21 protein-coding genes are annotated in these 24,898 nt (G+C 40.3%); 8 read left to right on the top strand and 13 right to left on the bottom strand.

All coding sequences use genetic code 11. The features are described 5' to 3' along the window. Positions 1-31: 31 nt before the first annotated feature. The 3 genes from HY063_07070 to HY063_07060 all read right to left on the bottom strand — a co-directional run bounded on the left by HY063_07070 (position 32) and on the right by HY063_07060 (position 2,797). On the bottom strand, positions 32-448 hold the full coding sequence (locus tag HY063_07070; protein MBI3501538.1) for a hypothetical protein: 417 nt from the start codon (positions 446-448) through the stop codon (positions 32-34). Between the two features lie 80 nt (positions 449-528). Next, entirely contained in the window at positions 529-2,445 is a 1,917-nt protein-coding gene (locus HY063_07065; protein ID MBI3501537.1) for a 1-deoxy-D-xylulose-5-phosphate synthase, read from the bottom strand. 1 nt (position 2,446) lies between these two features. Continuing rightward, complete coding sequence (locus HY063_07060; protein MBI3501536.1) at positions 2,447-2,797, bottom strand: hypothetical protein; 351 nt, start codon at positions 2,795-2,797, stop codon at positions 2,447-2,449. A 103-nt stretch (positions 2,798-2,900) separates the two neighbouring features. On the opposite strand from HY063_07060, the gene HY063_07055 reads away from it, so the two are divergent. The 5 genes from HY063_07055 (at position 2,901) to HY063_07035 (ending at position 8,213) form a co-directional block, all read left to right on the top strand. Further along, positions 2,901-3,305 carry a cupin domain-containing protein gene (locus HY063_07055; protein MBI3501535.1) on the top strand — a complete coding sequence of 135 codons (405 nt, stop codon included), beginning with the start codon at positions 2,901-2,903 and terminating at the stop codon, positions 3,303-3,305. Positions 3,306-3,438: 133 nt separating this feature from the next. Further along, positions 3,439-4,506 (top strand): branched-chain amino acid aminotransferase, encoded by a 1,068-nt coding sequence (locus tag HY063_07050; GenBank protein ID MBI3501534.1) that lies wholly within the window; start codon positions 3,439-3,441, stop codon positions 4,504-4,506. A gap of 127 nt (positions 4,507-4,633) precedes the next feature. Then, positions 4,634-6,100, top strand: a complete 1,467-nt coding sequence (gene guaB, locus HY063_07045; protein ID MBI3501533.1) for an IMP dehydrogenase — start codon at positions 4,634-4,636, stop codon at positions 6,098-6,100. A gap of 59 nt (positions 6,101-6,159) precedes the next feature. Continuing rightward, a complete protein-coding gene (gene fahA / locus HY063_07040) occupies positions 6,160-7,449 on the top strand; it encodes a fumarylacetoacetase (protein MBI3501532.1) in 1,290 nt (429 codons plus the stop codon). Further along, complete coding sequence (locus tag HY063_07035; protein ID MBI3501531.1) at positions 7,446-8,213, top strand: MBL fold metallo-hydrolase; 768 nt, start codon at positions 7,446-7,448, stop codon at positions 8,211-8,213. The genes fahA and HY063_07035 overlap by 4 nt, the downstream gene beginning before the upstream one ends. Positions 8,214-8,264: 51 nt before the next feature. Here the strand turns inward: HY063_07035 and HY063_07030 are convergent, their stop codons facing one another. The 10 genes from HY063_07030 to HY063_06985 all read right to left on the bottom strand — a co-directional run bounded on the left by HY063_07030 (position 8,265) and on the right by HY063_06985 (position 21,283). Beyond that, positions 8,265-9,443 carry an ABC transporter permease gene (locus tag HY063_07030; GenBank protein MBI3501530.1) on the bottom strand — a complete coding sequence of 393 codons (1,179 nt, stop codon included), beginning with the start codon at positions 9,441-9,443 and terminating at the stop codon, positions 8,265-8,267. 158 nt (positions 9,444-9,601) lie between these two features. Continuing rightward, positions 9,602-11,065, bottom strand: a complete 1,464-nt coding sequence (locus tag HY063_07025) for an oligosaccharide flippase family protein (protein MBI3501529.1) — start codon at positions 11,063-11,065, stop codon at positions 9,602-9,604. 37 nt (positions 11,066-11,102) lie between these two features. After that, entirely contained in the window at positions 11,103-13,655 is a 2,553-nt protein-coding gene (locus HY063_07020) for an OmpA family protein (GenBank protein ID MBI3501528.1), read from the bottom strand. A 30-nt stretch (positions 13,656-13,685) separates the two neighbouring features. Continuing rightward, complete coding sequence (locus HY063_07015) at positions 13,686-14,360, bottom strand: ribonuclease HII (GenBank protein MBI3501527.1); 675 nt, start codon at positions 14,358-14,360, stop codon at positions 13,686-13,688. Between the two features lie 10 nt (positions 14,361-14,370). Beyond that, complete coding sequence (locus tag HY063_07010; protein ID MBI3501526.1) at positions 14,371-15,492, bottom strand: glycosyltransferase family 4 protein; 1,122 nt, start codon at positions 15,490-15,492, stop codon at positions 14,371-14,373. Positions 15,493-15,591: 99 nt separating this feature from the next. Further along, the gene (gene hemB, locus HY063_07005) at positions 15,592-16,560 is read right to left on the bottom strand and encodes a porphobilinogen synthase (protein MBI3501525.1); all 969 of its coding nucleotides are present in this window, start codon (positions 16,558-16,560) and stop codon (positions 15,592-15,594) included. A 9-nt stretch (positions 16,561-16,569) separates the two neighbouring features. Further along, the gene (gene hemC / locus HY063_07000; GenBank protein MBI3501524.1) at positions 16,570-18,144 is read right to left on the bottom strand and encodes a hydroxymethylbilane synthase; all 1,575 of its coding nucleotides are present in this window, start codon (positions 18,142-18,144) and stop codon (positions 16,570-16,572) included. Between the two features lie 34 nt (positions 18,145-18,178). Next, positions 18,179-19,414 carry a glutamyl-tRNA reductase gene (hemA, locus tag HY063_06995; GenBank protein ID MBI3501523.1) on the bottom strand — a complete coding sequence of 412 codons (1,236 nt, stop codon included), beginning with the start codon at positions 19,412-19,414 and terminating at the stop codon, positions 18,179-18,181. 72 nt (positions 19,415-19,486) lie between these two features. Further along, on the bottom strand, positions 19,487-20,242 hold the full coding sequence (gene hisF / locus HY063_06990; GenBank protein MBI3501522.1) for an imidazole glycerol phosphate synthase subunit HisF: 756 nt from the start codon (positions 20,240-20,242) through the stop codon (positions 19,487-19,489). Between the two features lie 3 nt (positions 20,243-20,245). Further along, positions 20,246-21,283: a rhodanese-related sulfurtransferase gene (locus HY063_06985; GenBank protein MBI3501521.1), complete on the bottom strand. Its 1,038-nt coding sequence runs from the start codon at positions 21,281-21,283 to the stop codon at positions 20,246-20,248. Between the two features lie 70 nt (positions 21,284-21,353). Between HY063_06985 and HY063_06980 the strand changes: the two genes are divergently transcribed. The 3 genes from HY063_06980 (at position 21,354) to HY063_06970 (ending at position 24,897) form a co-directional block, all read left to right on the top strand. After that, positions 21,354-22,307: an NAD-dependent epimerase/dehydratase family protein gene (locus tag HY063_06980; protein MBI3501520.1), complete on the top strand. Its 954-nt coding sequence runs from the start codon at positions 21,354-21,356 to the stop codon at positions 22,305-22,307. 123 nt (positions 22,308-22,430) lie between these two features. Continuing rightward, positions 22,431-23,312 carry a toxin-antitoxin system YwqK family antitoxin gene (locus tag HY063_06975; protein MBI3501519.1) on the top strand — a complete coding sequence of 294 codons (882 nt, stop codon included), beginning with the start codon at positions 22,431-22,433 and terminating at the stop codon, positions 23,310-23,312. Positions 23,313-23,409: 97 nt separating this feature from the next. Further along, complete coding sequence (locus tag HY063_06970) at positions 23,410-24,897, top strand: cysteine--tRNA ligase (protein MBI3501518.1); 1,488 nt, start codon at positions 23,410-23,412, stop codon at positions 24,895-24,897. Position 24,898: the final 1 nt, after the last annotated feature.

Below are 24,898 nucleotides of genomic sequence, written 5' to 3'. Positions count from 1 at the left end.
AGGGTTTTTCATGGCTGGCATGAAATTTAATTTACGCCCACACAAACCATTTGTTGTTGCCTTTGTACTTGCTCAATGCTTTGCTGCCAGAGAAAAGTACCCAGCAGAAATCACCAAGATTTGCAACACCACCGGCAACAGGAATGCAGAAGTATTTCCACCAGAGTTGACTGATGTCGCTTCCCATATATTTGCGATGAAGCGCAATGAAACCGCAGAAGAAACTTCTGAGAAGAAATCCTCCTACTGTTTGTCCGCCTGCTGCAACCTGTGTATTGGGCTGGTTCAGGTTTACAAGCATCATTTCTCCGGCTACAGCAGAAGAAATATCCTGCGACTGAGCAAAGAGTTGGTCAACCGCTGCATCGTTCACTTTATACTTTTGAGTATTCCCAAAAGCAAAAGAACTCATAGCGAAAAAACCAAGAATGAATAAAAGTTTTTTCATAATGTGTTTTGATTTAAATAAATTTGTTTTGAATTACTTAGAACAAAAGTATAAAATTATTAATACATAAAATATATTTTTTATCCAACCATCTCTTTTTTCACCCCAACTAATTCAACAGCAGTTTTAATAATCGCATTGGCATCGTATCCACACTCAGCATACAATTCTTTTTGCTCACCGTGCTCAATCACTTTATCAGGAATGCCGAGCCGTTTTACCTGCGCGTGATAATTATTTTCCGCCATGAATTCTAAAATAGCGCTTCCCATTCCGCCAACAATGCAGCCGTCTTCCACCGTAATTATTTTTTCGTACTTTGAAAAAACTTCATGAAGCAAATTTTCATCGAGCGGTTTTACAAAACGCAAATCATAATGCGCACAATCAATTCCCTGATTCTGTAATTCGAAGCAAGCATTCACCGCAAAATTTCCGGGATGGCCAATAGTGAGAATTGCAATGTCATCTCCGTCTTTTATTTTTCTTCCTTTTCCGATTTCAATTTTTGAAAATGGTTTTTTCCAATCCGCCATTACACCGTTTCCTCTGGGATAGCGGATAGAAAAAGGAAGTTTTACTTCATCGAGTTGAGCGGTGTACATTAAGTTTCTCAATTCTTCTTCATTCATCGGTGCACTTACAATCATATTCGGAATACAGCGGAAATAAGCAAAGTCATATGCTCCGTGATGTGTAGGACCGTCAGCTCCAGCAACTCCACCTCTATCCAAACAAAAAATAACTTTCAGTTTTTGAATTGCGACATCGTGAATCACCTGGTCGTAGGCGCGCTGCATGAACGAAGAATAAATATTGCAGAACGGAATCAATCCCTGCGTGGCAAGTCCCGCAGAAAAAGTTACTGCATGCTGCTCGGCAATTCCAACATCAAATGCTCGGTTGGGCATTGCCTTCATCATAATATTTAAAGAAGAACCCGAAGGCATTGCCGGAGTGATTCCAACAATCTTCGGATTTTTTTCCGCGAGTTCAACCATTGTGTGGCCGAACACATCCTGGTATTTTGGCGGCTGAGGAGACGTTGATTTTGATTTTACAATCTCTCCTGTTTCCTTATTAAATAATCCGGGTGCGTGCCAAACGGTAGGGTCGCCATCTTCAGAAAATTTATATCCTTTTCCTTTCACAGTAAGTGCATGAAGAATTTTTGGTCCCGGAATATCTTTTAAGTCGCGGAGAATTTTTACGAGGCGAAGCACATCATGCCCGTCTATCGGGCCGAAGTAGCGGAACTTGAGCGCCTCGAATAAATTACTTTGCTTGAGAAAAAATGCTTTAGTAGAATTTTCAATCTTAGAAGCAATCTCCTGAGCGCTTTTTCCAAAGTTGCTCAGCAGGTTCCAGATTTCATCCTTGAATTTATTGTAAGTATGCGAAGTGGTGATGTCGGTCAAATATTCTTTCATCGCGCCCACATTCGGGTCAATGCTCATGCAGTTATCGTTGAGAATGACGAGCAGGTCAGCATTTTCTGTTCCGGCATTGTTCAGTCCTTCAAACGCAAGACCGGCAGTGATCGCTCCATCGCCAATCACTGCAATAACTTTTTTATTTTCTTTTTTGTGGCGATTCGCAACCGCCATTCCCAATCCTGCCGAAACAGAAGTAGAAGAATGCCCAACGCCAAACGTATCGTATTCGCTTTCGCTTCGCTTCGGAAATCCGCTGATGCCTTTGTAAATTCGATTCGTGTGAAATTTTTTTCTTCTGCCGGTAAGAATTTTATGTCCGTACGCCTGGTGACCGACATCCCACACAAGCAAATCATCGGGAGTATTGAAAACATAATGCACCGCCACCGTAAGTTCCACCACTCCGAGCGATGCGCCAAAGTGCCCGCCTTTTTCTGAAACAACATCAATGATAAACTGACGCAGTTCATTGCAAAGCTGAGGCAATTCTTCTTCTTTCAGCTTGCGTAAGTCCGAAGGATAATTTATTTTTTCTAAAAGTGGTCCGGCTTGGTAGGGCATTTTATTTTTTATTCAGCGCTTCGAGTTCTTTTTTATATTGAATGTACTTTTCATTATTTCCTACAGCAGAAGCCGTACCCATTAATGCTTTAAGAGTTGTTTCATCCTTCGGATTTAGCAGGCGAGCTTTTTCTAAATAAGGAAATGCTTTTTTGAATTGGCTCATTGCCTGTTCCGGCATTTTGGAACATTGCGGGAACTGTGATCCGGGAACATACTTTTTAATGCTATCTACTCCGTTGTTATAATATTTCATTCCTTTCTTGTAATTATAGTCAAATGTATTTGTGCTGTCCTGCGAAAATACAGCCACTGATGCAAGAAAAAAAATTAAAACAAATATTCTTTTCATCTGTTTAATTTAACCGACAAATTTAACTATAATTCTTGATTAAAAACTTTTATGCAACGAAAGTAAAATGGAAATATTTTTACCTTAGCCAAAATTAATTTCCATGAAAAAACTTTTCTCACTCTTTTTTCTGCTCTCATCTCTCTACTGCACTTCTCAAAACAATCAATCGCTCGATACAGTAAAAGCTTATGGCGATTATGAAAACATTTACCTGCGCAAGCTTTATTCCGATTCGCTGGTGAGCAGTTTTGTGATTTTCATCAAGCAGGAAGTGAAAGCGCACAAGCACGTTTCGCACAGCGAACATGTATATATTTTAGACGGAGAAGGCGAAATGATGGTTGGTGAAAAAAAAATTACAGTAAAAAAAGGCGATATAGTTTTTATTCCGAAGGGAACCGTACATTCTTTAAAAGTAACATCGAAAATTCCCGTGAAAGTTCTGTCCGTGCAAGCGCCAATCTTTGACGGAAAGGACAGGGTTGTGGTGGAAGAAAAGAAATAAAAACGCTATTCTCATAGGAGAAAACTCTAATTTACTTTCTTTTTATAAATGGCTGAAAAATATTTTCCGCTAAAACTTTGATTTATTCAAGAATAATTTCACCTTTGTATTGCTCTTAAAAACCAATTTTATGATTGCAACCGATACTATGCAAGTGGACGTAAAAAAAATCAAGCGCTCGCGCTTGCAGGAAATTGACTGGAAAAATCTCGGCTTCGGAAAATATTTTTCCGACCATATGTTTGTTTCCGATTTTGACGGCAAGGAATGGAAACATCCGCGCATTATTCCCTATGGAAATTTTGAAGTGAGCCCCGCCCTTTCTGCGCTGCATTACGGTCAGAGTATTTTCGAAGGAATGAAAGCATACCGTTTCGACAGCGGAGAAATTTATATGTTTCGCCCGCTCGATAATTTCAAGCGCTTCAATGTTTCCGCGGAAAGAATGGCGATGGCAACTTTGCCTGAAGAACTTTTCATGGAAGCGCTGCTTCAACTCGTCCGCCTCGATTCAAAATGGGTTCCGAAAGAGGAAGGATGTTCGCTTTACATTCGCCCGCTTCTCTTCGCAACCGAAGAACACATCGGTGTAAAAATTTCCGATACGTATACTTTTATTGTGATGACTTCACCGGTGGGCGCATATTATTCTCAGCCGTTAAAAGTTTTAGTGGAAACAAAATTCACGCGCGCGGTTCCGGGCGGAGTTGGCTTTGCAAAAACTGCCGGCAACTACGGGCGTTCGCATTATCCTACAAAACTTGCCAAGGAAAAGGGATACGACCAGGTAATCTGGACAGACGGCTACGAGCATAAATACCTGGAAGAATCCGGAACAATGAATGTGATGTGTGTGATCAACGATACGCTTGTTACTCCCGGACTTCACGATACAATTTTAAAAGGCATTACTCGTGACAGCGTGCTCACCATTGCCCGCGATTTAAAAATAAAAGTAGAAGAAAGAAAAATTTCTGTGGATGAATTAGTGGATGCGCACAAGAAAAAAACGCTGCAGGAAATTTTTGGCGTGGGAACTGCGGCTACCATCGCGCCTATCAGTTTATTTGGATATAATGGAAAAGATTTTGAACTTCCGCCTGTGAATGGAAAAACTTTCGGAAGCAAAATCAAAAAAGAACTGGAAAACATCCGCAGAGGAAAAGCTCCCGACAAGCACGGATGGATGTATAAAGTTTAAAAGTAAAAAGTAATAAGGCAAAGGGCAGATGGTAAATTCCAGATACCCTTTTTTTATTTTCCCATCTGCCATCTTACATCATACATCTTACATCTTTTACTATCTTTGCGCGCATATATTTTGATATATGCAGGAAGAGCAAAATAGATTTTCAAAAGAAGGTTTAACCTACGATGATGTTCTTCTTGTGCCTGCCTACTCCGAAGTCCTTCCGAAAGATACCGACACTTCTTCCTACTTCACCAGAGAAATAAAATTGAAAGTTCCTGTCGTGTCCGCAGCGATGGATACAGTTACGGAATCGCAACTTGCAATTACAATTGCACAGGAAGGAGGCATCGGAGTCATTCATAAAAATATGACCATTGCCGAGCAGGCGGAGCAAGTTCGCAAAGTGAAACGCTCCGAAAGCGGAATGATTATAGACCCGCTCACGCTGAAAGAAAGCGCCACCGTTCAGGATGCTCTCAATCTTATGAAGGAAAATAAAATTGGCGGCATTCCCATAGTGAAAAAAAATAAAGAGCTCGCAGGGATTGTTACCAACCGTGATTTGTCTTTCGAAAAAAAAATGGACCGCCCGCTTGCGGAAATAATGACGAAAGAAAATTTAATCACCGCGAAGCACGGAACAACTTTGAAGCAGGCGGAAACAATTCTCCGCGAAAACAAAATTGAAAAACTTCCCATCATAGATTCTCATCACAAACTTGTCGGGCTGATTACGTTCAAGGATATTATGAAAGTGAAATCTCGCCCGAACTCCACGAAGGACGCTTTCGGAAGATTGCGCGTTGCCGCTGCGGTGGGAGCAAATGCCGAAGCGCTCGAAAGAGTTGAAGCACTCGCGAAAGCCGGAGTGGATGCAGTTGTCGTTGATACAGCACACGGACATTCGAAAGGCGTGATTGACACAGTGAAAAAAATAAAATCAATGTTTCCGGAATTACAAGTGGTCGCAGGAAATATTGCAACTGCCGATGCCGCCATCGCGTTGATGAAAGCCGGAGTTGACGCAGTGAAAGTTGGAATTGGTCCCGGTGCAATTTGCACCACGCGCGTGATTGCTGGCGTTGGCGTTCCCCAACTCACCGCGGTGAACGATGTGGCAAACGCAGTGAAAGGAAAAATTGCGGTGATTGCCGATGGAGGAATAAAATATTCAGGAGACATTGTGAAAGCGCTTGCTGCCGGGGCAACCTGCGTGATGACCGGCTCGCTTTTCGCAGGCGTGGAAGAATCTCCGGGTGAAACAATTATTTACGAAGGAAGAAAATTTAAAACCTACCGCGGCATGGGCTCCCTCGAAGCAATGCAGAAAGGAAGCAAGGACAGATATTTTCAGGATGGAGTGGACGCGGTGGAAAAATTAGTTCCCGAAGGAATTTCCGGGCGCGTTCCTTATAAAGGCACGCTTGCCGAAGTGATGTACCAGATCACAGGCGGGCTCAAAGCGGGAATGGGTTATTGCGGTGCAAAAACAATTTCTGATTTGCAGAAAGCGAAATTCGTCCGCATCACTTCTTCCGGCATCCGCGAAAATCATCCGCACGATATTATGATTACCAGCGAAGCACCGAATTATTCGAGATAGTTTTCATCGCTGTTATGCTGAACTTGTTTCAGCATCTATTTTGTATTTTCGTAAATCTTATGACTAAAGAAAATTTAAAATCTTGGATTCCTGTTGACAAGAACAGCGATTTCCCTATACAAAATCTTCCCTTTGGAATTTTCATTCCTCCGAAAGAAGTAATTTCTACAAAAGACAAAGCAAAAGATATTTTACCGCGTGTGGGAGTTGCTATCGGAGATTACGTTCTTGATTTACTTGAACTGAAGAAAACAGGCGTGTTCAACTCACTGAAGTTTGATACAAATGTTTTTGCAAAATCTTCTCTGAACGATTTTATTTCTCTCGGAAAGAAAACTACCTCCGCAGTTCGCGTACGGATTTCAAAACTTCTGGAAGAAAGAAATCCTGAGTTGCGCGATGATGAAAAAACAAAAAAGAAAGTACTGTATAAAATGAAAGATGTGCAAATGCTTTTGGCGGTTGAGATTGGCGACTACACCGATTTTTATTCCAGCGAGCAGCACGCGTTCAATGTCGGCTCCATGTTCCGCGATCCTACGAATGCTTTGCTTCCGAACTGGAAGCATATTCCGGTGGGTTATCACGGAAGAGCATCTTCAATAGTTGTGAGCGGAACAAATTTTCACCGCCCGAAAGGACAAATGAAAGCCACAGATGAAATTGTATTCGGTCCGACAAAACAATTAGACTTTGAATTGGAAATGGGTTTCATCATCGGGAAAGAAACAAAACTCGGAGAAAGTATAACTACAAAAAATGCAGAAGATTATATTTTCGGAATGGTGTTGTTCAACGACTGGAGCGCACGCGACATCCAGGCATGGGAATATGTTCCGCTCGGACCATTCCTTGGAAAAAATTTCTCCTCGTCTGTTTCTCCATGGGTGGTAACAATGGAAGCGCTTGAACCGTTTCGAATTCCCGGACCGAAACAAGAACCGAAAGTTCTTCCTTATTTAGAATGCGAGGGAAACAAACATTTTGATATCAATCTTGAAGTTCTTCTCCAAACTCCAAACTCCGAACCCCAAACTATTTCCAAATCCAATTTCAAATATCTCTACTGGAACATGGCGCAGCAACTCGCGCATCACACAGTGAACGGCTGCAATATAAAAATCGGAGACCTCATGGCAAGCGGAACTATCAGCGGAACTATTCCCCATTCTTTTGGAAGCATGCTTGAACTTGCGTGGAAAGGAACGAAGCCGATAAAAATGAAAGATGGCTCAGAAAGAAAATTCATAAACGATAACGACACGGTTACGATGCACGGTTATTGCGAGAAAGAAAACTTACGAATTGGTTTTGGAGAAGTGAAAGGAAAAGTTTTGCCATCGAAATGAAAATTATTTTTTTAGGAACAGGCACTTCGCAAGGCGTTCCCATTATCGGGTGCAAATGCAAGGTGTGTGAGTCGGTAAACCCAAAAGACCATCGCCTTCGTACTTCGGTGATGATTGAAGTGAACAAGAAAAGATTTATCATCGATACCGGTCCGGATTTTCGCCAGCAGATGTTGAGGGAAAGAATTGATAGTATCACCGCAGTAATTTACACGCACGAGCACCGCGATCACGTGGCGGGAATGGATGACATACGCGCGTTCAATTACATTCAGAAAAAGAAAATTGATTTGTACGCCACCGAACATGTTCAGCAGGCGATCAAAGAACAATTCGGTTATGTGTTCAAAGAAAAAAAATATCCCGGAATTCCTGAAGTGAATCTACGCACGATAGAAAATAAACCTTTCGAGATAGAAGGCGTGAAGTTCATTCCCATTCTTGTGAAGCACATGCATCTTCCTGTTTTAGGATTTCGTGTTGGAAATTTTTCTTACATCACGGATGCGAATTTCATTCCTGAAGAGGAAAAGAAAAAAATTACCGGCTCAGAAGTTTTAGTGCTGAACGCATTGAGAAAAGAAGCGCACCCTTCTCATTTCACAATTGATGAAGCAATAAAACTCGCTCAGGAATTAAAATGCAAAAAAACATTTTTCGTTCACATGAGCCATCAAGTCGGTCTACACGAAGAAGTGGAAGACGAACTGCCGGAAAATATTCATCTGGCGTTTGACAGAATGCATATACAAGTGAATAAGTGAGGAGGGAAATAAGTTAATAAGACTTACTCACTTATTCTCTTACTCACCCAATCACTTTTTTTGCTTTGGATCCAGCGCATCTGTGAGCGCTTCACCGATCAAATTAAAAATTGTTACCGTAATAAAAATTGCTGAGCCGGGGAGAATCGCGAGCCACCATGCGGACGGAGATTGCCGTGCCTGAGCAAGAAGAGAACCCCACGTAACTGTTTCGGCAGAAACTCCCACGCCAAGAAAAGAAAGAGTTGACTCAATTAAAATTGCAGCGGCAATTCCGAAAGCAATGGTGATGAGCACGGGAGAAAGCGCGTTCGGAATTGCATGGCGGAAAATCACGCGCCACTCCGAGTAACCGAGCGCGTGCGCGGCTTCAATGTATTCGAGTGAACGGATGCGCAGCATTTCCGCGCGGATGAAACGCGCAATGCCTGTCCACGAAGTGAGCCCGATAATCGTCATCACAATATAAATGGAAGGATGCGTGATGACTGCTGAAATGGAAATAATTAAAAACAAAGTCGGAATGGAAACCATAATTTCTATGAAGCGGGAAAAAAGAATATCCACCGGCACAGAAATTTTTTTTCCGAGGAAGGGAATGAACTTAAACGGAATCGCAAAAATATTTCCGATGAGCAAAACAAAAATCATAATGAGAAGAGAAAATAAAACCTGCAGGAAAAATTTTCCAAATGAAACCGCAAGTGCATCTGAAAGTTCATAGGAGCGGGCAATGAATCCGAAAAAGAAAGCGAGAATGAAAAATAAAATATTCATCAGCGCGGTGGCGCGGGAAATTTTTAAACGTTCGTCACCGAAATATCCGGCAAGTGAGCCGATTAAAATTCCGAACAGCGCTGCAATTCCCATCGAGACAAGTCCAACAGTCAAAGCGACTCTTGTTCCGTGAATCATTCCCGATAAAATATCTCTGCCGAGTTCATCTGTTCCAAGCCAGTGACGAAAACGCATTGAAAAAATATTCTGTTCGCCAAACGGAGAAACAGAATGTACATTGTTGCCATCCATATTTCCGGGAGAGTAGGGAATGAGAGGAAAAATTTTCCAATCATAGTCGAGATTTTTCCAATCGGCATTGAGCAAATTTTTTTGCCACTGAGAAATTCTCATATCCACAAAATAAGAATGGAAGACAGGAAAATAAATTTCTCCTTTGTATTTGCAGGCAAGCGGTTTTTCATTTGCCAGAAAATCGGCAAAGAGCGCCATGAAAATTAAAACATAAAGAAAGCGAAGCGAATAAATTCCCAAACGGTTATGAGCAAATTGTTTTTTAAGATTCTTCCAGAAAAAATTCTCATTGCCGGGCTCATTCAAAACTTTTTCTGAACGATAGAGGGGATTAAATATGAAGCGAAGAATTTTCATCATCCATACTTAACAATTCTCATCATGGATTTTATACTCAGCAAGCGGATGGCAAATGCCCAGATTACGCAGGCAATTACCATGAAGGCGAAATTCACCATCCAGCGGTTTTTTTCGGAGAGAATGTTGTGATGAATGTTCTTGGAAAAATAATTTATGAGAATGACTCCGGCAAAAAAAGTTATCAGTGTGAGAAGAAGGCGGTAATTAATTCTGAACTTAAAAACATTTTGTGCTATGAGAACCTGTATGAGCGCGGTGAGGAGCTGCGTTGTTAAACTGGAAACAGCCGAGCCTACCGCCTGGAATTTTGGAATCAAAAATAAATTCATCGTTACGTTTATCAATATTCCGCTCGATGCCATTAAATTCAATTCGCGGAGATTTCCGTTTGCGGTGAGAAGCGTTCCAAAAATATACGTGGTGGAAATTGCAACAAAGCATGACATGAGAATGGGAAATATTTCGGCTGCCTGTTCCACGTGTTCTCTGTAAAGCATCCGCATTAATTCGTCTGCGTAAAACCAGCAGCCCACCGCCACCACAATTCCCGGAACAATGAGAAGGATGAATGCAGTTTTCACCAGCGCTTCCACCGATTCGTGAAACTTCAGCATGCGGGAAAAAATCGGAAGCAAAAGCCCTGCGAAAAGAAATGCAATCATGTTTGCCGCATCGAGCAGGCGGTAGCCCTGCGCATAAATTCCTGATTGCTCGGCTCCGTCCGGCAGCATTCGTTCAATCATTACTGTATCCAACCGATTGTAGCAAGCCATGAGCATGGCAAGCACCGCGAACGGAAAACTTTTTTTCAGAATCATCATGGCGAAGGCGCGTGAGATTTTAAATTTTGTACTGTGCGTTTTATTCAGCACAATAAAAAAAGCAACAATGACAGTTGCACCATAAGAAATAGTTTGCGCATATACGTAATCCATAATGTCAAGGTCTCTTCCCAAAACATTTCCGAAAAGTAAAAAACAACTGAGCGTAATAAGAATCGCGCGGTCGAGAACAGAAACAATGCTGTCCACCCAGAAAAGATGAAGCCCAGCAATGTTCGAACGCAAATAAGCAATGAAAGAAATTAAAAATTGGTTGAAGCCGAGCAGGAGCATAAGTTTCATCAGGCGGAAATCGTATTTGATAATTAATCCGATGATGAATGCGATGAGAATGTAAATAAGCGCGAGTAAAAGTTTCAGAATTATAAGCGAAGAAAAATGTTTTGTGAGAAGATGGCTGTTCTGCGCAATATTTTTATTATTGAAATTGGTAATGCCGAAATCAAGAATGATATTCAGCACGAAAGAAAAATTAAACAGCGCAAAATATAATCCGAAATTTTCTGCATGAACGGTATTCTGCCAGTTCACATCAATAAAAAGTACGTGCACCGGCTTGATAAGCAGATTCAGGAAAAGAAGAAAAGCAAGATTAAAAACAAACTTTCGCTGCTGCATGGTTGGCAAATGTAGAAGAAATGCCCGTAATTTTTTCTTACTTGATAATCAGAAATTCCACCCTGCGGTTTTTCTGTTTGCCTTCTTCGGTATCGTTTGGCGCAATGGGTTTTGTGGGTCCATACCATTTTAAAACAATTCTACCGGATGGAATTCCTTTTTTCTTTGTCAAATAGTTTCTAATGGACTCCACGCGCTTCTGAGAAAGTTTCATGTTATACTGCATGGAAGAAACATTATCGGTGTGGCCGGAAAGTTTCAATCGCCACGCAGGATTTTGCTGCAGCAACTCGGCTACCAAATCCAATCCGTCAAGGGAGGACTCGCGTATTTTTTCCGAACCGAAATCAAACTCCAGCGTTTCCATTGCTTTCTTAACTTTTTCCGCTTCTTCTTTCTTGAGTTGAATCTGCGTATCGGGAATATCCATCTTTCCAAGTTTGTTTTCATCGGTCTCCAGTTTTTCGAAATGGAAATATCCATCGGCTCCTCTGCGCGCCACGCGAACAATTTTTCCGGTAGCCACCGAAACTTCATTCACAATTAATACATCGTACGATTCAAGTTGCAGCAGCGAGTTTTCATCCGAAGGAAGTTCCGTGAAGTGGAATTTTCCATCCTTGTCAATGGTAGCCGATGCAATAATATTTCCATTCTTATCGAGCAAATGAAGTTTTGCCAGCGGGCATCCGTCATTTTCTTTCGGACCGGGTTTGTCGGGGCAGCGGTCTTCTTTGTCAATCACTCCGTCTCCATCGCGGTCGGGGCAGCCGAATGTCTCAACGCTTCCCGAATCATCGGGGCATAAATCATATTTGTCTATCACCCTATCGTGGTCGCGGTCGGGACAGCCATGAAATTCCGCAAGTCCTGCTTCATCGGGACAAGAATCTTTTTTGTCGATGATGCCATCTTTATCGCGGTCGGGACAGCCGTGCAGTTCGGCAACGCCCGGTTCATCGGGACAAGAATCAAGTTTGTCAATAATTCCATCTCCATCTCTATCGGGGCATCCGTTGAATTTCGGCAAGCCGGGAACATCAGGACAATCATCGAGATTATCGGGAATGTGGTCGCCATCGCGGTCGGGGCAACCGGAAAATTCCCACGTACCGGGAACATCGGGGCATTTATCTTTTTTATTCGATATGTGGTCGCCATCTCTATCTTTCGGCTGATGAAACCGCCAGAAGAAAAGTTTCAGAATAAAATGAACTTCGGCACCATAAATATTCTGATTACCTATAAGCGGAGCAAGATTATGCGTTCCAATGATGAGCGGACCGAGCCGCAAATCCAATCCAAGATTCAGATTCCTGTAGGTGTTGTAAGAAACCGGAATAAAAACTCCAAACCATTTCCAATCCCAGCGCGGTGTAATGCTGAAGGTGGTGAGTTCATGAACTTTGTTTTTATTCTTTGTAAACTGAAACGCATAATAAGCCGTGAAGTTTGCATAGTAATTTTTCCAGATGTTGTAATCCACCTGTGTGCTGATGGCAGTGGGAAGGTTCATTTTGAAAGTTCCGAGCCCTTCCGTCTGCTGAAATTTTGATTTGATGATGCTGTCTACATTTGCCATCGGGCCTTTCGAAGTATCCATTTTCAAATGATTAATCTGCCAGTCATTTATATCGGCATAAAAATCTCCCAGTGTGGCTTTTTCAAAACGAATGTTTCCAATGTCAAGAACAGAAAGTCCTGCGCGGAGTTTATATTTATTTGCATAGCGCGCATCTAAATGCGTTTCCCCGTCCATGTCATAAAAATATTTTTCACGGTCGGGTCTCCATTCATACACCGCGCCCAAATCAAAACCAAATGACGGTTTGGAAGCAAACTGGTACTTGAGCATATTTTTTTCAAGCGAAAAAGAATTGGAATGTCCATAATTTACACTTGTGTTGTAAACAGAAAGCGTGGAATCACTTCCAAAGTTATAATCAAAATTATTTATGAAAACATAGGAAGCCCAAAATCCCTGTAGAAATTTTATTCGCACTCCGGCTTTCAAAAATTTATTTCCTTCATCGCGCAGCACGCGCGCATACGTGGCTCCGTATTCCAGCCACGTCATCGCCTGAATGCTCACTTGCTTGTTGGTAAGATGGTGTTGCCAGAGAGAACTGTCTTCGAGCGAATGATATAACTGGCTGGCAAGTTCGGGTTCAAAACCATCAATGTTAACATACGTGCGCTCACGAATGCTCACACCAATGGCATGCTTGGGAGAAAGCGTGAGCATGAACGAGGGAAGAATAAGTTGCTGGTGGATGAAAGCCGACTTGCGGTCGGAATTTATTCTTTCCACCAAATAATCTTTTTGAAAGTTTGGGTCATTGAATGCAGTTGATTTATTTTTTATGGCTTCTTTTCTCAAGCCGATATAATTATTTGAAACATTAAAACTAAATCCGGCCAGCGCCATATCAAATTTATAGCGGCTGTCGGCAATGGAAGCAGGATTTAAATCAATTCCGGAAACTCCCGCATAATTGCTGTTGGAGTAGCCGATAAAATCTTGTGAATGAGAAATAAAATTTGAAAAGTGAAAAATGGAAAATAAAAACAGCAGGCGAATATTTTTCACGGGAGAAAAGAGTTTGACAAATATAAAAACTTATTCGCTTTCTTTCCCTTCGGCAAATTCCAATTCAAGTTGTGAAGGGAAAAGCGTGAAACTCTTGCGATGATGTTCGCAGATTCCGCTTTGCTCAATTACATAGCGGTGCCCGCGCGTAGCGTATCCTTTATTCTGTTCCCATCCGTAATGCGGAAATTTTTCGTGGAGCCCTTTCATATAATCATCGCGATACGTTTTGGCGAGAATGGAAGCGCAGGCGATGGAAAGATATTTTCCGTCACCTTCAATGATACACTGATGCGCAATTTTTTTTCCCGAGGCAGAATTATATTTGTTGAAACGGTTTCCATCAATTAAAAGAAGTTCCGGTTCTATATTTAATTTTTCAACTGCCTTGTGCATGGCTTTGAAAGAAGCATTCAGAATATTTATCTCGTCAATTTCTTCCACCGAACAAACTCCGACAGCGAATGCAATTGCAGTTTGCTCTATAAGCGGACGAAGTTCCATTCTTATTTCATGCGTGAGTTGTTTTGAGTCATTTACTTTCCGCAATGCCTTCAAATGTTTTTTCAATTCTTTGTCGGAAGAAAATCCGGAAGCACGCGGAAGAATTACTGCAGAGGCAAACACCGGTCCGGCAAGGCAACCTCTGCCTGCTTCATCGCAACCGGCTTCCAGTAAAGTTTTATCGAAGTATGGTTTTAGCAGAAAAGTTATTTCAAAAAGTTTTTTCTATGCATTTCCAAAGTTTATCAGCCGTTTTATCCCATGAAAAATTTTCTCTTTGTCTTTTTCCGTTTTCAATTAATTTATTTCTCAAAGTTTCATCTTTATAAATTTTCAACATCCCTTCTTTTATTGAATCAACCGAAAAGGGGTCAACAAGTAAACCTGCATTACCTGCGACTTCCGGCATGGATGTGACGTTTGAAGTAATCACCGGCACAGCGCAATACATTGCTTCCACAATCGGAATTCCAAAACCTTCAAAGTACGGAACGAAAACCAGTGCAAACGCAGATGCCATTACATCTTTCAAATCGTTTGCTCCTAATCTGCCTGCGAAAATAACATCCTCGCGAAATTTCATAGAGGAAAATGCAGTTTCGATATCACCAGTTTTCCACATCTTTTCACCGGCAATTAACAATTTTGTTTTTGACGGAAAACTTTTTTTGAATTCATCAAAAGCTAAAAGCAGTCTTGCAACATTTTTTCTTGGATGAAGCGCGCCAATGAAAAGAAAATAATCGGAACCGTTTGCGTATTTCCATTTTACTTTTTTCTTTTCTTCTTCAGAGATTGGCTTGAATGCTTCATTCGCCCCGTCATACACCACATCAATTTTTTCAGGAGAGATTTTATAAAGTTTGGAGATATCCTGTTTGGAATATTCGGAAACAGTAGCAATGCGTGTTGCCTTCTTCGCAAACTGAGGAAAATATTTTTTATAATATTTTCTTGCAATGAATGGAATATCCTCAGGATAATATTCAAAATTCAAATCGTGAATCACCGGAATTTGTTTCACAGATGAACACAAAGAAAGAAATCCATCGGGCGAAAGAAACAAATCCGGTTCGTGCTTGTGAAAAATTTTCGGCAGCGATTGCTCAAACCACCACCACCATAAAAACGGATGTCGTGCTTGCGGTGCTACTACAAGAGGAGAAACATTATCTGAAAAAATAAATTCTTCGGAGAACGGGCGGTCAAAGAGAAATAAAAATTTATGTTCGGGATGATTTTTTGTAATCCGCTTCAGCGATTCATAGGTAAACCAGCCGATGCCTTCGAGTTTGTCTTTTAAAAGGAGTCGTGTATTTACGGCTATCAACATTGAATCTTCGAAAAACGAATTGGTACGAAAAATACGAAAGTAGGAAAATAAATTCCGTAATTAATTTCGTATTTTTCGTAAAGTTTCGCTTTTCGCTGATTACAGCCAGTTTTTCTTCAGCATTTCCCTCGTGTGGTAAGAAATAATTATGTCTGCTCCTGCGCGGGCGAGCGAGTGAAAATTTTCCATCACGATTTTTTGTTCGTCAATCCAATTTTTTTGCGCTGCGGCTTTCACCATTGAATATTCTCCTGAAACATTGTAGCACGCAACAGGAAGCAACGTATTTGCGCGGAGATTTGAAATCACATCCATATACGCCAGCGCGGGCTTCACCATTAAAATATCTGCGCCTTCCTGTTCATCGAGCAATGCTTCTTTAATTGCTTCACGACCATTTCTAAAATCCATCTGGTAAGATTTTCTGTCGCCTTTTTGCGGAGCAGAATCAGCTGCTTCACGAAAGGGTCCGTAATAAGAGGAAGAAAATTTTATTGCGTACGACATAATCGCGGTGTTCTCAAAATTATTTTCATCCAAAAGATTTCTTATTGCGCCAACTCTTCCGTCCATCATATCCGAAGGCGCAACCATATCCGCGCCTGCCTGTGCGTGAGCGAGTGCCATTTTCGCCAGCACTTCCACCGAAGAATCATTGTGTACATAATTATCGTGCAGAATTCCGCAGTGCCCGTGCGTGGTGTAAGCGCACACGCAAACGTCAGTAATAACATAAATATCTTCTCCGAATTTTTTCTTCAACTCTTTCACTGCCTTCACCACAATTGAATTATTGCTGAACGATGAACTCGCATCTTTTGTTTTTTCTTCTCCAACCCCGAACAATAAAATTTTATTCACTCCAAGTTTCAATCCTTTCTCCACATCCTTTACTAATTCATCTATGGAAAAATGATTTATTCCGGGCATCGCATCAATTTTATGAATGACTTTTTTTCCCGGAACAATAAAATACGGATAGATGAACATATCTCTTGAAAGACGTGTTTCCGCTATGAGTTCGCGGATGATTGAATTTTTTCTGAGCCGTCTCGGTCGTTGTATCACAGTATAATTTTATAAAGACATTACTGCCTGCACCAATCCTAAATCATCGAATGATGCGGGCTTTGCATTTACTTTCACTTTATATTTCTGCAGAGCGTTTGCCGTTGCGTCTCCCATTGCAATTACTTTTTGTTGAGCACTGATTTTATTTTTTTCTAAGAAAGCTTCAACATTTGAAGGACTTGTAAAAATAAAAAGTTGGCAGTCGGCAGTTGGCAGTTGGCACTCATCTATCTTTATAGTTTCATAGACAGCCACATCAATCACCTGTTCTTTCTTCAATTGTTGCTGAATAGTTTTCATACTTCCTTTCGCCTGGGGAAATAAAACTTTTTTGTTTCCGATTAACGAAGAGAATTTTTTTCCTGTGAGTTTTGTATTGTCTGCGCTTCCGATAAACTCTGCGCGCTTTCCATATCTGCGGATTTCTTCTGCGGTAGATTTGCTTACCGCTCCAAACTTTGCTCCGTTCATAGTTGGATTTTGCTTGAAGAAATATTTCACTGCATTTTTGCTGGAGAAAAAAATCCAATCAGTTTTGGGAAATTTTTTCAGAGGAATTTGTTTTATTTCAATCAATGATTGACAAAAAACTTTGTAGCCATTGGCTTCCAAACATCGCTTAAAGAAATCATTCTTCTTTTCATCTCTTGAAATAAAAACAGAAGAAGGTTTTACTGATTTTATTTTCTCAACATTTTTTTTAGCAAATCCTTCTGCCATCTTCGATTCAAAATAAAAATATTTTGGAAAAGAATTCCACTTGTCTGCTTTGGCAATTCTTACCTTATATATAGCATTTCCGTTTTCAGTTTCATCTTTCTCACAATAAACTCCAAGCGGCAACTGACAACCACCCTGAAATAAATTCATCACTTTACGTTCAACAGAAATTATTTCCTGAATTTCTTTGGAATTTATTTTCTGAAGTTTTTGAAAAAGTTCTTTGTCGCTTTCGCGAATCTGCAAAGCAAGAACTCCCTGTGCTGGCGCGGGAATAAATTCTTTCGGGTCTAATTTTTCAGAATGGAATTCGCTTAAATCAACTTCTAATCTTGAAACTCCAGCATTGGCAATTAATATTGCATCGTATTTTTTGTCGCGAAGTTTTTGAATTCGTGTGGGAACATTTCCGCGTAAATCTTCCAACTGCAAATCATTTCTCCAGGCGAGCATCTGCGATTTTCTTCTGGCGGATGAAGTTCCGACTATTGCATTTTGTTTGAGAAAAAAAATTTCTTTCTCATCAACCGCATTTTTATTTATTAGCAAAAGTTCGCTCGGGTCTTCGCGTTCTGAAACAGCAGCAATGATTAATCCTTTCGCTTCTTCTGTAGGCAAATCTTTATGTGAGTGTACAGCTAAATCAATTTCCTTATTCAGCAGAGCATCTTCGATTTCTTTGGTGAAAAAACCTTTGCCTTCCATTTTATCCCAGGAAAGATTTTGAACAATGTCTCCCTGCGTTTTAATAATTTTTATTTCAACGTCAAATTTTATTTTTTTCAGTTCACGCAAAATAAAATTGGCTTGCCACAATGCAAGGTCGCTTCCACGGCTTCCTATGATAATTTTACTTTTCATTTTGGAGATTCTTCGCTTCGCTCAGAATGACAAATCACTTTGTGGAAGCTTCATCGATGAGAATTTCCTTTGCCATTTTCATTGGCACGCTGATATATTTTTTCTCGAGGTAAGAAATTATTTTGTCGAGCGTTTCTTTCGACTGCTCATCCAGCTTCTCAATGTCTTTTGCGAAAACTTCGTTCACTGCCGTTTCACGAATCTCTTTTACTTTTTTCGGAACATCGCTCATCGCGAGTTCTACTTTTCTTTCTTTGAACAGTTGATTAAATTCTGCTATATGATGAGAAATAATTTTTTTGCAAGCGTCCATTTCTTTTTCGCGTTCGCGGAGATTTTGTTCAGCGATAATTTTAAGATTCTCAATCGAAATGAGATTTACATCGAAATGTTTGTGCACTTCTGAATCCAAATCGCCCGGCACAGCAAGATCAATAATTATTTTTCTGTTCTTATCATTTCCAAGTAAAGAGGAATAAATTTCTTTTGTGATAATTGGCTGCGAAGAACCGGTGCAGGAAACAATTACATCAAAACCGTTTTTATAATTTTTCAATTCACCGAGTGAAAATGCTTCCCCTCCGAGTTCATTTGCCAATTTTTCCCCGTTGGAAAGTGTTCGGTTGAACACAACAAAATTTGTCAGCCCGTGCTTCTTCAAATATTTTCCCATCGTGGAATTTGTAACTCCAGCGCCAATAATGAGAAAACGCGCATCAGGTTTTACGTGAAGTTCTTTTAATTTTCTATAGGCAAGGGAAACAATTGAAACAGGTTTGTTGGCAATATTTGTTTTAGTATAAACTTCTTTTGCGCACTCAATTGTTTTTTGAATTACAAGGCGGAGCAAATCTCCGGTCAAATCAAGTTTGTGGCAAAGTTCATAGGCATTTCGAACTTGCGTTATGATTTCTCTTTCGCCCACAACAAGCGAATCGAGTGAAGAAGCCACATTGAAAAGATGTTCGAGCGCTTCGGAGTTTTCGAAAACCAAAGCGGAAGAAATTGTTTTTTCCAGATCTTCTTTTCGGATTTCGGGATAGACCGCAAGAATAAATTTCTCTATGAAATCTTTATTAATGTTTTGAGAAGTGTTCAGCAAAAATTCCACACGGTTGCAGGTGGAAAGAAACATAAGCTCGTTAATTCCCATTTTTGTTTTTAAATCGGAAAGGCGAGCGCTCCATTCCTTTTCATCAATATGGAATTTTCCGATATCTGAAATGTCGAAATTCTTGTGTGTGACAGCTATGATTTTAAAGCGATTCATAAAGCTGTACAAATCTCGAAAAAGAAGAATGTTAAACTGTCATAGAATTGTCAAAACGAAAACTGATATAAATCAGTTTCTGACAGGAATATTTTTTTCTTTCAGAAATTTTTTAAGAGAAGAAATTGCAATTTCCTTAAAATGAAAAATGCTGGCAGCAAGCGCGGCATCGGCTTTTCCTTTTTCAAATACTTCGGCAAAATGTTCCATCGTTCCCGCTCCGCCCGAAGCAATGACAGGAATATTCACCGACTCAGAAATTTTTTTTGTCAGTTCAATTGCAAAACCGTTTTTGGTTCCATCGTGATTCATGGAAGTGAGAAGAATTTCTCCGGCTCCTTTTTGCTCGGCTTCTTTCGCCCATTGTAATGCGTTTATTTCTGTAGGAACTTTACCTCCATTCAAAAAAACGTCCCATTCTCCATTTGTTTCTTTTGCGTCAATGGCAACAACCACACATTGGCTTCCGAATCTTTTTGCTAAATCAGAAATAAGGTTTGGGTTTTTCACTGCGGAAGTGTTGATGGAAATTTTATCCGCGCCTGAATGCAAAAGAATGGAAACATCTTCCACAGAAGAAATTCCTCCTCCCACCGTGAAAGGAATGTTTACGTGAAGCGCAATTTTTTTTACAAGTTCGGAAAGTGTTTTTCTTTTTTCGTTTGTTGCGGTGATGTCGAGAAAAACTAATTCATCGGCTCCGTTCTTTGCATAGAGTTCTCCGAGTTCGACTGCATCGCCAGCATCGCGGAGGTTTTCAAAGTTCACGCCTTTTACAGTGCGACCGTCTTTGATGTCGAGGCAGGGAATAATTCTTTTGGCAAGCACAACTTAAGGTTGAGATGAAATTTTTTTTGCACGCTTCCGGCTGGAAAAAACTGCTGCCGGAACATTGCGCGCAGTTTCGCGCTGGATTTTTTTCTGCTCTTCAGCGGGAAGATGAATTATTTTCCGGCATTCTTCCGAGCAGCACGCTTCGTATTTTTCTCTGCAGGATTCACATTGAATAAAAAGCAAATGGCAACCGTCATTCGCGCAGTTGTAATGCGTGTCGCAAAGATTTCCGCATTGATAGCATCGGCTAATAATTTCATCGGTTATTCTTTCTCCCATCCGTTCGTCAAAAACAAAATTCTTTCCATTGAATTTTGATTCGAGATTTTTTGCTTTCACTTCGCGCGCATATTCAATGATTCCTCCGTAAAGTTGGTTCACATTGTTGAAGCCGTGATGTTTCAGATAAGCGCTCGCTTTTTCACAGCGGATTCCTCCTGTGCAGTAGAGAAGAATTTTTTTCTCTTCTTTTCCTTTCAGCAAATCTTTCGCAATAGGAAGCGCCTGGCGAAAACTATGCGCATCGGGACAAATTGCGTTTTCAAATTTTCCAACTTCGCTTTCGTAAAAGTTGCGCATATCAACCACAACAGTTTCCTTTTTCTTCATTGCTTCGTTCCATTCTTCAGCGGCTAAATGCTTGCCTACGTTGGTTACATCAAATGAATCATCGCTCAAGCCATCTGCCACAATTTTTTTTCTGACTTTGACAGTGAGTTTGTAAAAAGATTTTCCGTTGTCTTCCACAGCAATTTTGAACGGAACATTTTTAAATCGTTTATCCGAATATAATTCCTTCCTGAATTTTTCAAAGTTGGATTCGGGAATGCTCATCTGCGCGTTAATGCCTTCGTGCGCCAGATAAATTCTTCCGAAAATATTTAACCCTCTCCATTTTTTTAAAAGTTCATCGCGCAAATTTTCGGGTTCGTCAATAATTACATAGCGGTAAAACGAAAACGTGACTCTTTTGAAAGTTTCTTCGTGCAAACGTTTCAATAATTCTTTTCTGGAAGGAAATTTTTGTTCTTTCACTCGTAACTTTTAAAAATATTTGTTCCTCACCAAAGTTAAGATTTTTATACTTTAGCAACGCTTAATCGCTATGGGCACAGAGAAAATACTTGTAATCGGTTCATCGGGACAAATTGGAACTGAACTCACCGAAAAACTCCAGGAAATTTACGGAACTGCAAATATAATTGCTTCCGACATTAAAAAACAGTTCAATCACAAAGGAATTTTTGAAGAGTTGGATATTTTGGATAATGAAAGATTGAACGAAGTTATTTCCGACCATTCCATTACGCAAGTGTATCTTCTTGCCGCGCTTCTTTCCGCCACCGCTGAAAAAAATCCGCAGTTCGCCTGGAAATTAAATATGAATAGTTTGCTAAGTGTTCTTGAATTGGGAAAAGAAAAAAAAATTAAAAAAATATTTTGGCCAAGTTCAATTGCGGTTTTTGGTCCGACTACGCCAAAAGAAAATGTTCCTCAGGTTACCGTTACAGAACCAACAACCGTTTACGGAATCAGCAAACTTGCCGGTGAGCGCTGGTGCGAATATTATTTTATGAAATACGGAGTGGATGTGAGAAGTGTTCGTTATCCCGGCCTTATCAGTTATAAATCTCCTCCGGGCGGAGGAACCACTGATTATGCTGTAGATATTTTTTACCAGGCAACACTCAAGGGCAGGTATGAATGTTTTCTTTCAGAGAATACTTATTTGCCGATGATGTATATGCCCGATGCCATTCGCGCCACAATTGAATTAATGGAAACAGATTCACAAAATGTGAAAGTTCGTTCTTCGTATAATGTAAGTGCGATGAGTTTTTCTCCAAAGGAAATTGCGGAAGAGATAAAGAAAAATATTTCCTCGTTTCAAATTTCTTTTAAACCCGATTTCCGCCAGGAGATTGCTGATTCCTGGCCTAAAAGCATTGATGATTCTCAGGCGAAAAAAGAGTGGCGGTGGAAGCATAAATTTTCATTGCCCGAAACAACTATTGACATGTTGAAAAATATTCCCTTTAAAAATGAAAATTCACCCTAAACTAAGCGATAAAAATAACCATTACATCGTAGAAAAAGCCCTGTTCGTCTAAAATCGAATGCCGAGCCATTGCATTATGCCAAAAACAAACTATTTTTACTCATGAAAGTTAATCCAAGATTTATGAAACAGTTTCTACTTTTAATTTTCTTTTGCAAAATAGCATACGCCCAATCCACCAACAGCGATACACTCAACCAAACAGACGCTGCCACCGGATTGAAACAAGGTTATTGGATTGTTTATAACAGCATCAAAAAACTTCCTGCGTATCCGGCAGAAGCAAAAGTGGAAGAAGGACGATTTGCCGACAGCAAAAAAATCGGCATCTGGAAAATGTATTATCCAAGCGGAATTCTTAAAAGTGAAATTACTTATACTGATAACCGCCCGAAAGGATATGCCAAAATGTATTACGAAAACGGAAAACTTCAGGAAGAAGGCCAGTGGGAAAATAACAGATGGGTAGGCGATTATAAATCTTATCATGATAACGGGCAGGTTTTCTTTGACTTTAAATATAATAACAGCGGAAAGCGTGAAGGCGAGCAACAATATTTTTATGACAACGGTCAGATTATGATGAAGGGAGAAATGCACGATGGAAAAGAAGCAGGAGTTTGGGAAGAGCGCTATGAAAACGGAGATATCCGTGCTAAGAAAGCATTTAATAACGGAAATTTGGATCCTGAAAATACCGAAGTATATGCACCCAAAGCGCCATTGCCTCCCAAAAAAGAAGAGCCAACTTCCAAAGAAACATCTAAGGTGGTTGATACCAAAGTTGAGCAAACCAATGCCGCTCAAAAACCTTTCGATGGAAACGGATATGCAAAACTTTTCTTACCAGGCGCAAGAATTTCCAAAGATGGAGAATTCAAAAACTACCGTCTCATGAGCGGGAAAGATTATATTTATAATACGGACGGCATCCTCGAAAGAATTGCTGTATATAAAGATGGAAAATATGTCGGTGAGGCCCCGATAGAAGATAAGGATAAATAAAATTAGACCTAAATTAACCTTTCGTCTCAGATTAGTCCCGATAAGAAATTATCGGGACTAATTTTTTTATATACTTTCGTCAAACATTTTTGGAAGAATGAATCAGGAAATTCAGATCTATAATTCCCTTACACGGAAGAAAGAAATTTTCAAGCCACTGAATCCACCCTTTGTTGGAATTTATGTTTGCGGTCCTACAGTTTATGGCCACACTCACCTTGGCCATGCGCGGCCGTATATCACATTTGATGTTGTAACACGTTATCTGCGCTTTCTTGGATACAAGGTTCGCTACGTAAAAAATATCACGGATGTCGGGCATTTGTTGGATGAAGTTGAAGGAACTGGTGAAGACCGCATTCTGAAAAAAGCCCGCTTGGAAAAATTGGAACCGATGGAAGTGGCTCAACAATATACAGAGGAATATCACGATAAATTGCATCAATTGAATATTCTTCCACCCAGCATTGAACCCCGTGCTTCCGGACATATTCCCGAACAAATTGAAATGATTCAGAAAATTATTGATAACGGTTTTGCTTATGTGAGCAATGGCTCAGTTTATTTTGATGTGGTGAAATACAACCAAACAAATAATTATGGAAAACTTTCCGGAAGAGTGCTTGAAGAATTAGTTGCAGGTGCAGGAGAAGAAAGGCGCACGCTCGAAGGGCAAGAAGAAAAACACAATCGCGCAGATTTTGCTCTATGGAAAAAAGCCCAGCCCGAACATATCATGCGCTGGAAAAGTCCGTGGGGCGAAGGATTTCCCGGGTGGCATATTGAATGCTCCGCGATGAGTTCAAAATATTTAGGAGAAACTTTTGACATTCACGGTGGCGGAATGGATTTGCTTTTCCCGCACCACGAATGTGAAATCGCACAAAGCAACGGAGCAAATAAAAAAGATCCGGTTCGCTACTGGATGCACAACAACCTGATTACGATTAACGGGCAAAAGATGGGCAGAAGCTTAAACAACTTCATCAACCTTGAAGAATTTTTCAGCGGGAATCATCCTCTGCTCACGCGCGCTTATTCTGCTATGACGATTCGTTTTTTTATGTTGCAGGCACATTATCGCGGAACGCTTGATTTTTCCAACGAAGCATTGCAGGCATCAGAAAAAGCTTTCGAACGGTTGATGAATGCGCTTCATACGATTGAAAAAATTTCTCCTTCAGATAAATCTTCGGTTGATATAAAATCATTGAGGCAAAAATGTTTTGATGCAATGAATGATGATTTCAATACTCCAATTGTAATTGCAAATCTGTTCGAAGGTGTTCGGATAATTAATTCTGCAAAAGATGGGAAAGAAACTCTGACAAAATCCGATTTGGAACTTTTGAAAAAAACTTTCCGTGAATTTATTTTTGATGTGTTGGGATTAAAAGAAGAAAAATCTTCTTCAGATAATAATGAAGTTGTAAATAATCTTATGAATCTTATTCTTGAAATCCGAAAAGAAGCCAAGACGAAAAAAGATTTTCAGACATCAGATAAAATAAGAGAACAACTTTCTTCAGCCCATATATCTGTTAAAGACACCAAGGAAGGTGCAAACTGGGAAATCGAAAAATAAT

Source organism: Bacteroidota bacterium (assembly GCA_016195025.1).
Taxonomy (GTDB): Bacteria; Bacteroidota; Bacteroidia; order Palsa-948; family Palsa-948; genus Palsa-948.
The sequence above is the reverse complement of the archived record's forward strand: the minus strand, read 5'-3'. Positions and strand labels throughout refer to the sequence as shown.

Excerpts from the sequence above, each read along its gene's own strand:
- HY063_07010 (MBI3501526.1), bottom strand. The coding sequence starts at position 15,492 with ATGTTGATAGCCGTAAATACACGACTCCTTTTAAAAGACAAACTCGAA.
- HY063_06980 (MBI3501520.1), top strand. The coding sequence starts at position 21,354 with ATGGGCACAGAGAAAATACTTGTAATCGGTTCATCGGGACAAATTGGA.
- HY063_07055 (MBI3501535.1), top strand. The coding sequence starts at position 2,901 with ATGAAAAAACTTTTCTCACTCTTTTTTCTGCTCTCATCTCTCTACTGC.
- HY063_07030 (MBI3501530.1), bottom strand. The coding sequence starts at position 9,443 with ATGGCGCTCTTTGCCGATTTTCTGGCAAATGAAAAACCGCTTGCCTGC.
- hemA (MBI3501523.1), bottom strand. The coding sequence starts at position 19,414 with ATGAATCGCTTTAAAATCATAGCTGTCACACACAAGAATTTCGACATT.
- HY063_07060 (MBI3501536.1), bottom strand. The coding sequence starts at position 2,797 with ATGAAAAGAATATTTGTTTTAATTTTTTTTCTTGCATCAGTGGCTGTA.
- HY063_07065 (MBI3501537.1), bottom strand. The coding sequence starts at position 2,445 with ATGCCCTACCAAGCCGGACCACTTTTAGAAAAAATAAATTATCCTTCG.
- HY063_06970 (MBI3501518.1), top strand. The coding sequence starts at position 23,410 with ATGAATCAGGAAATTCAGATCTATAATTCCCTTACACGGAAGAAAGAA.
- HY063_07025 (MBI3501529.1), bottom strand. The coding sequence starts at position 11,065 with ATGCAGCAGCGAAAGTTTGTTTTTAATCTTGCTTTTCTTCTTTTCCTG.
- HY063_06975 (MBI3501519.1), top strand. The coding sequence starts at position 22,431 with ATGAAACAGTTTCTACTTTTAATTTTCTTTTGCAAAATAGCATACGCC.
- HY063_07070 (MBI3501538.1), bottom strand. The coding sequence starts at position 448 with ATGAAAAAACTTTTATTCATTCTTGGTTTTTTCGCTATGAGTTCTTTT.
- fahA (MBI3501532.1), top strand. The coding sequence starts at position 6,160 with ATGACTAAAGAAAATTTAAAATCTTGGATTCCTGTTGACAAGAACAGC.
- guaB (MBI3501533.1), top strand. The coding sequence starts at position 4,634 with ATGCAGGAAGAGCAAAATAGATTTTCAAAAGAAGGTTTAACCTACGAT.
- hemC (MBI3501524.1), bottom strand. The coding sequence starts at position 18,144 with ATGAAAAGTAAAATTATCATAGGAAGCCGTGGAAGCGACCTTGCATTG.
- HY063_07035 (MBI3501531.1), top strand. The coding sequence starts at position 7,446 with ATGAAAATTATTTTTTTAGGAACAGGCACTTCGCAAGGCGTTCCCATT.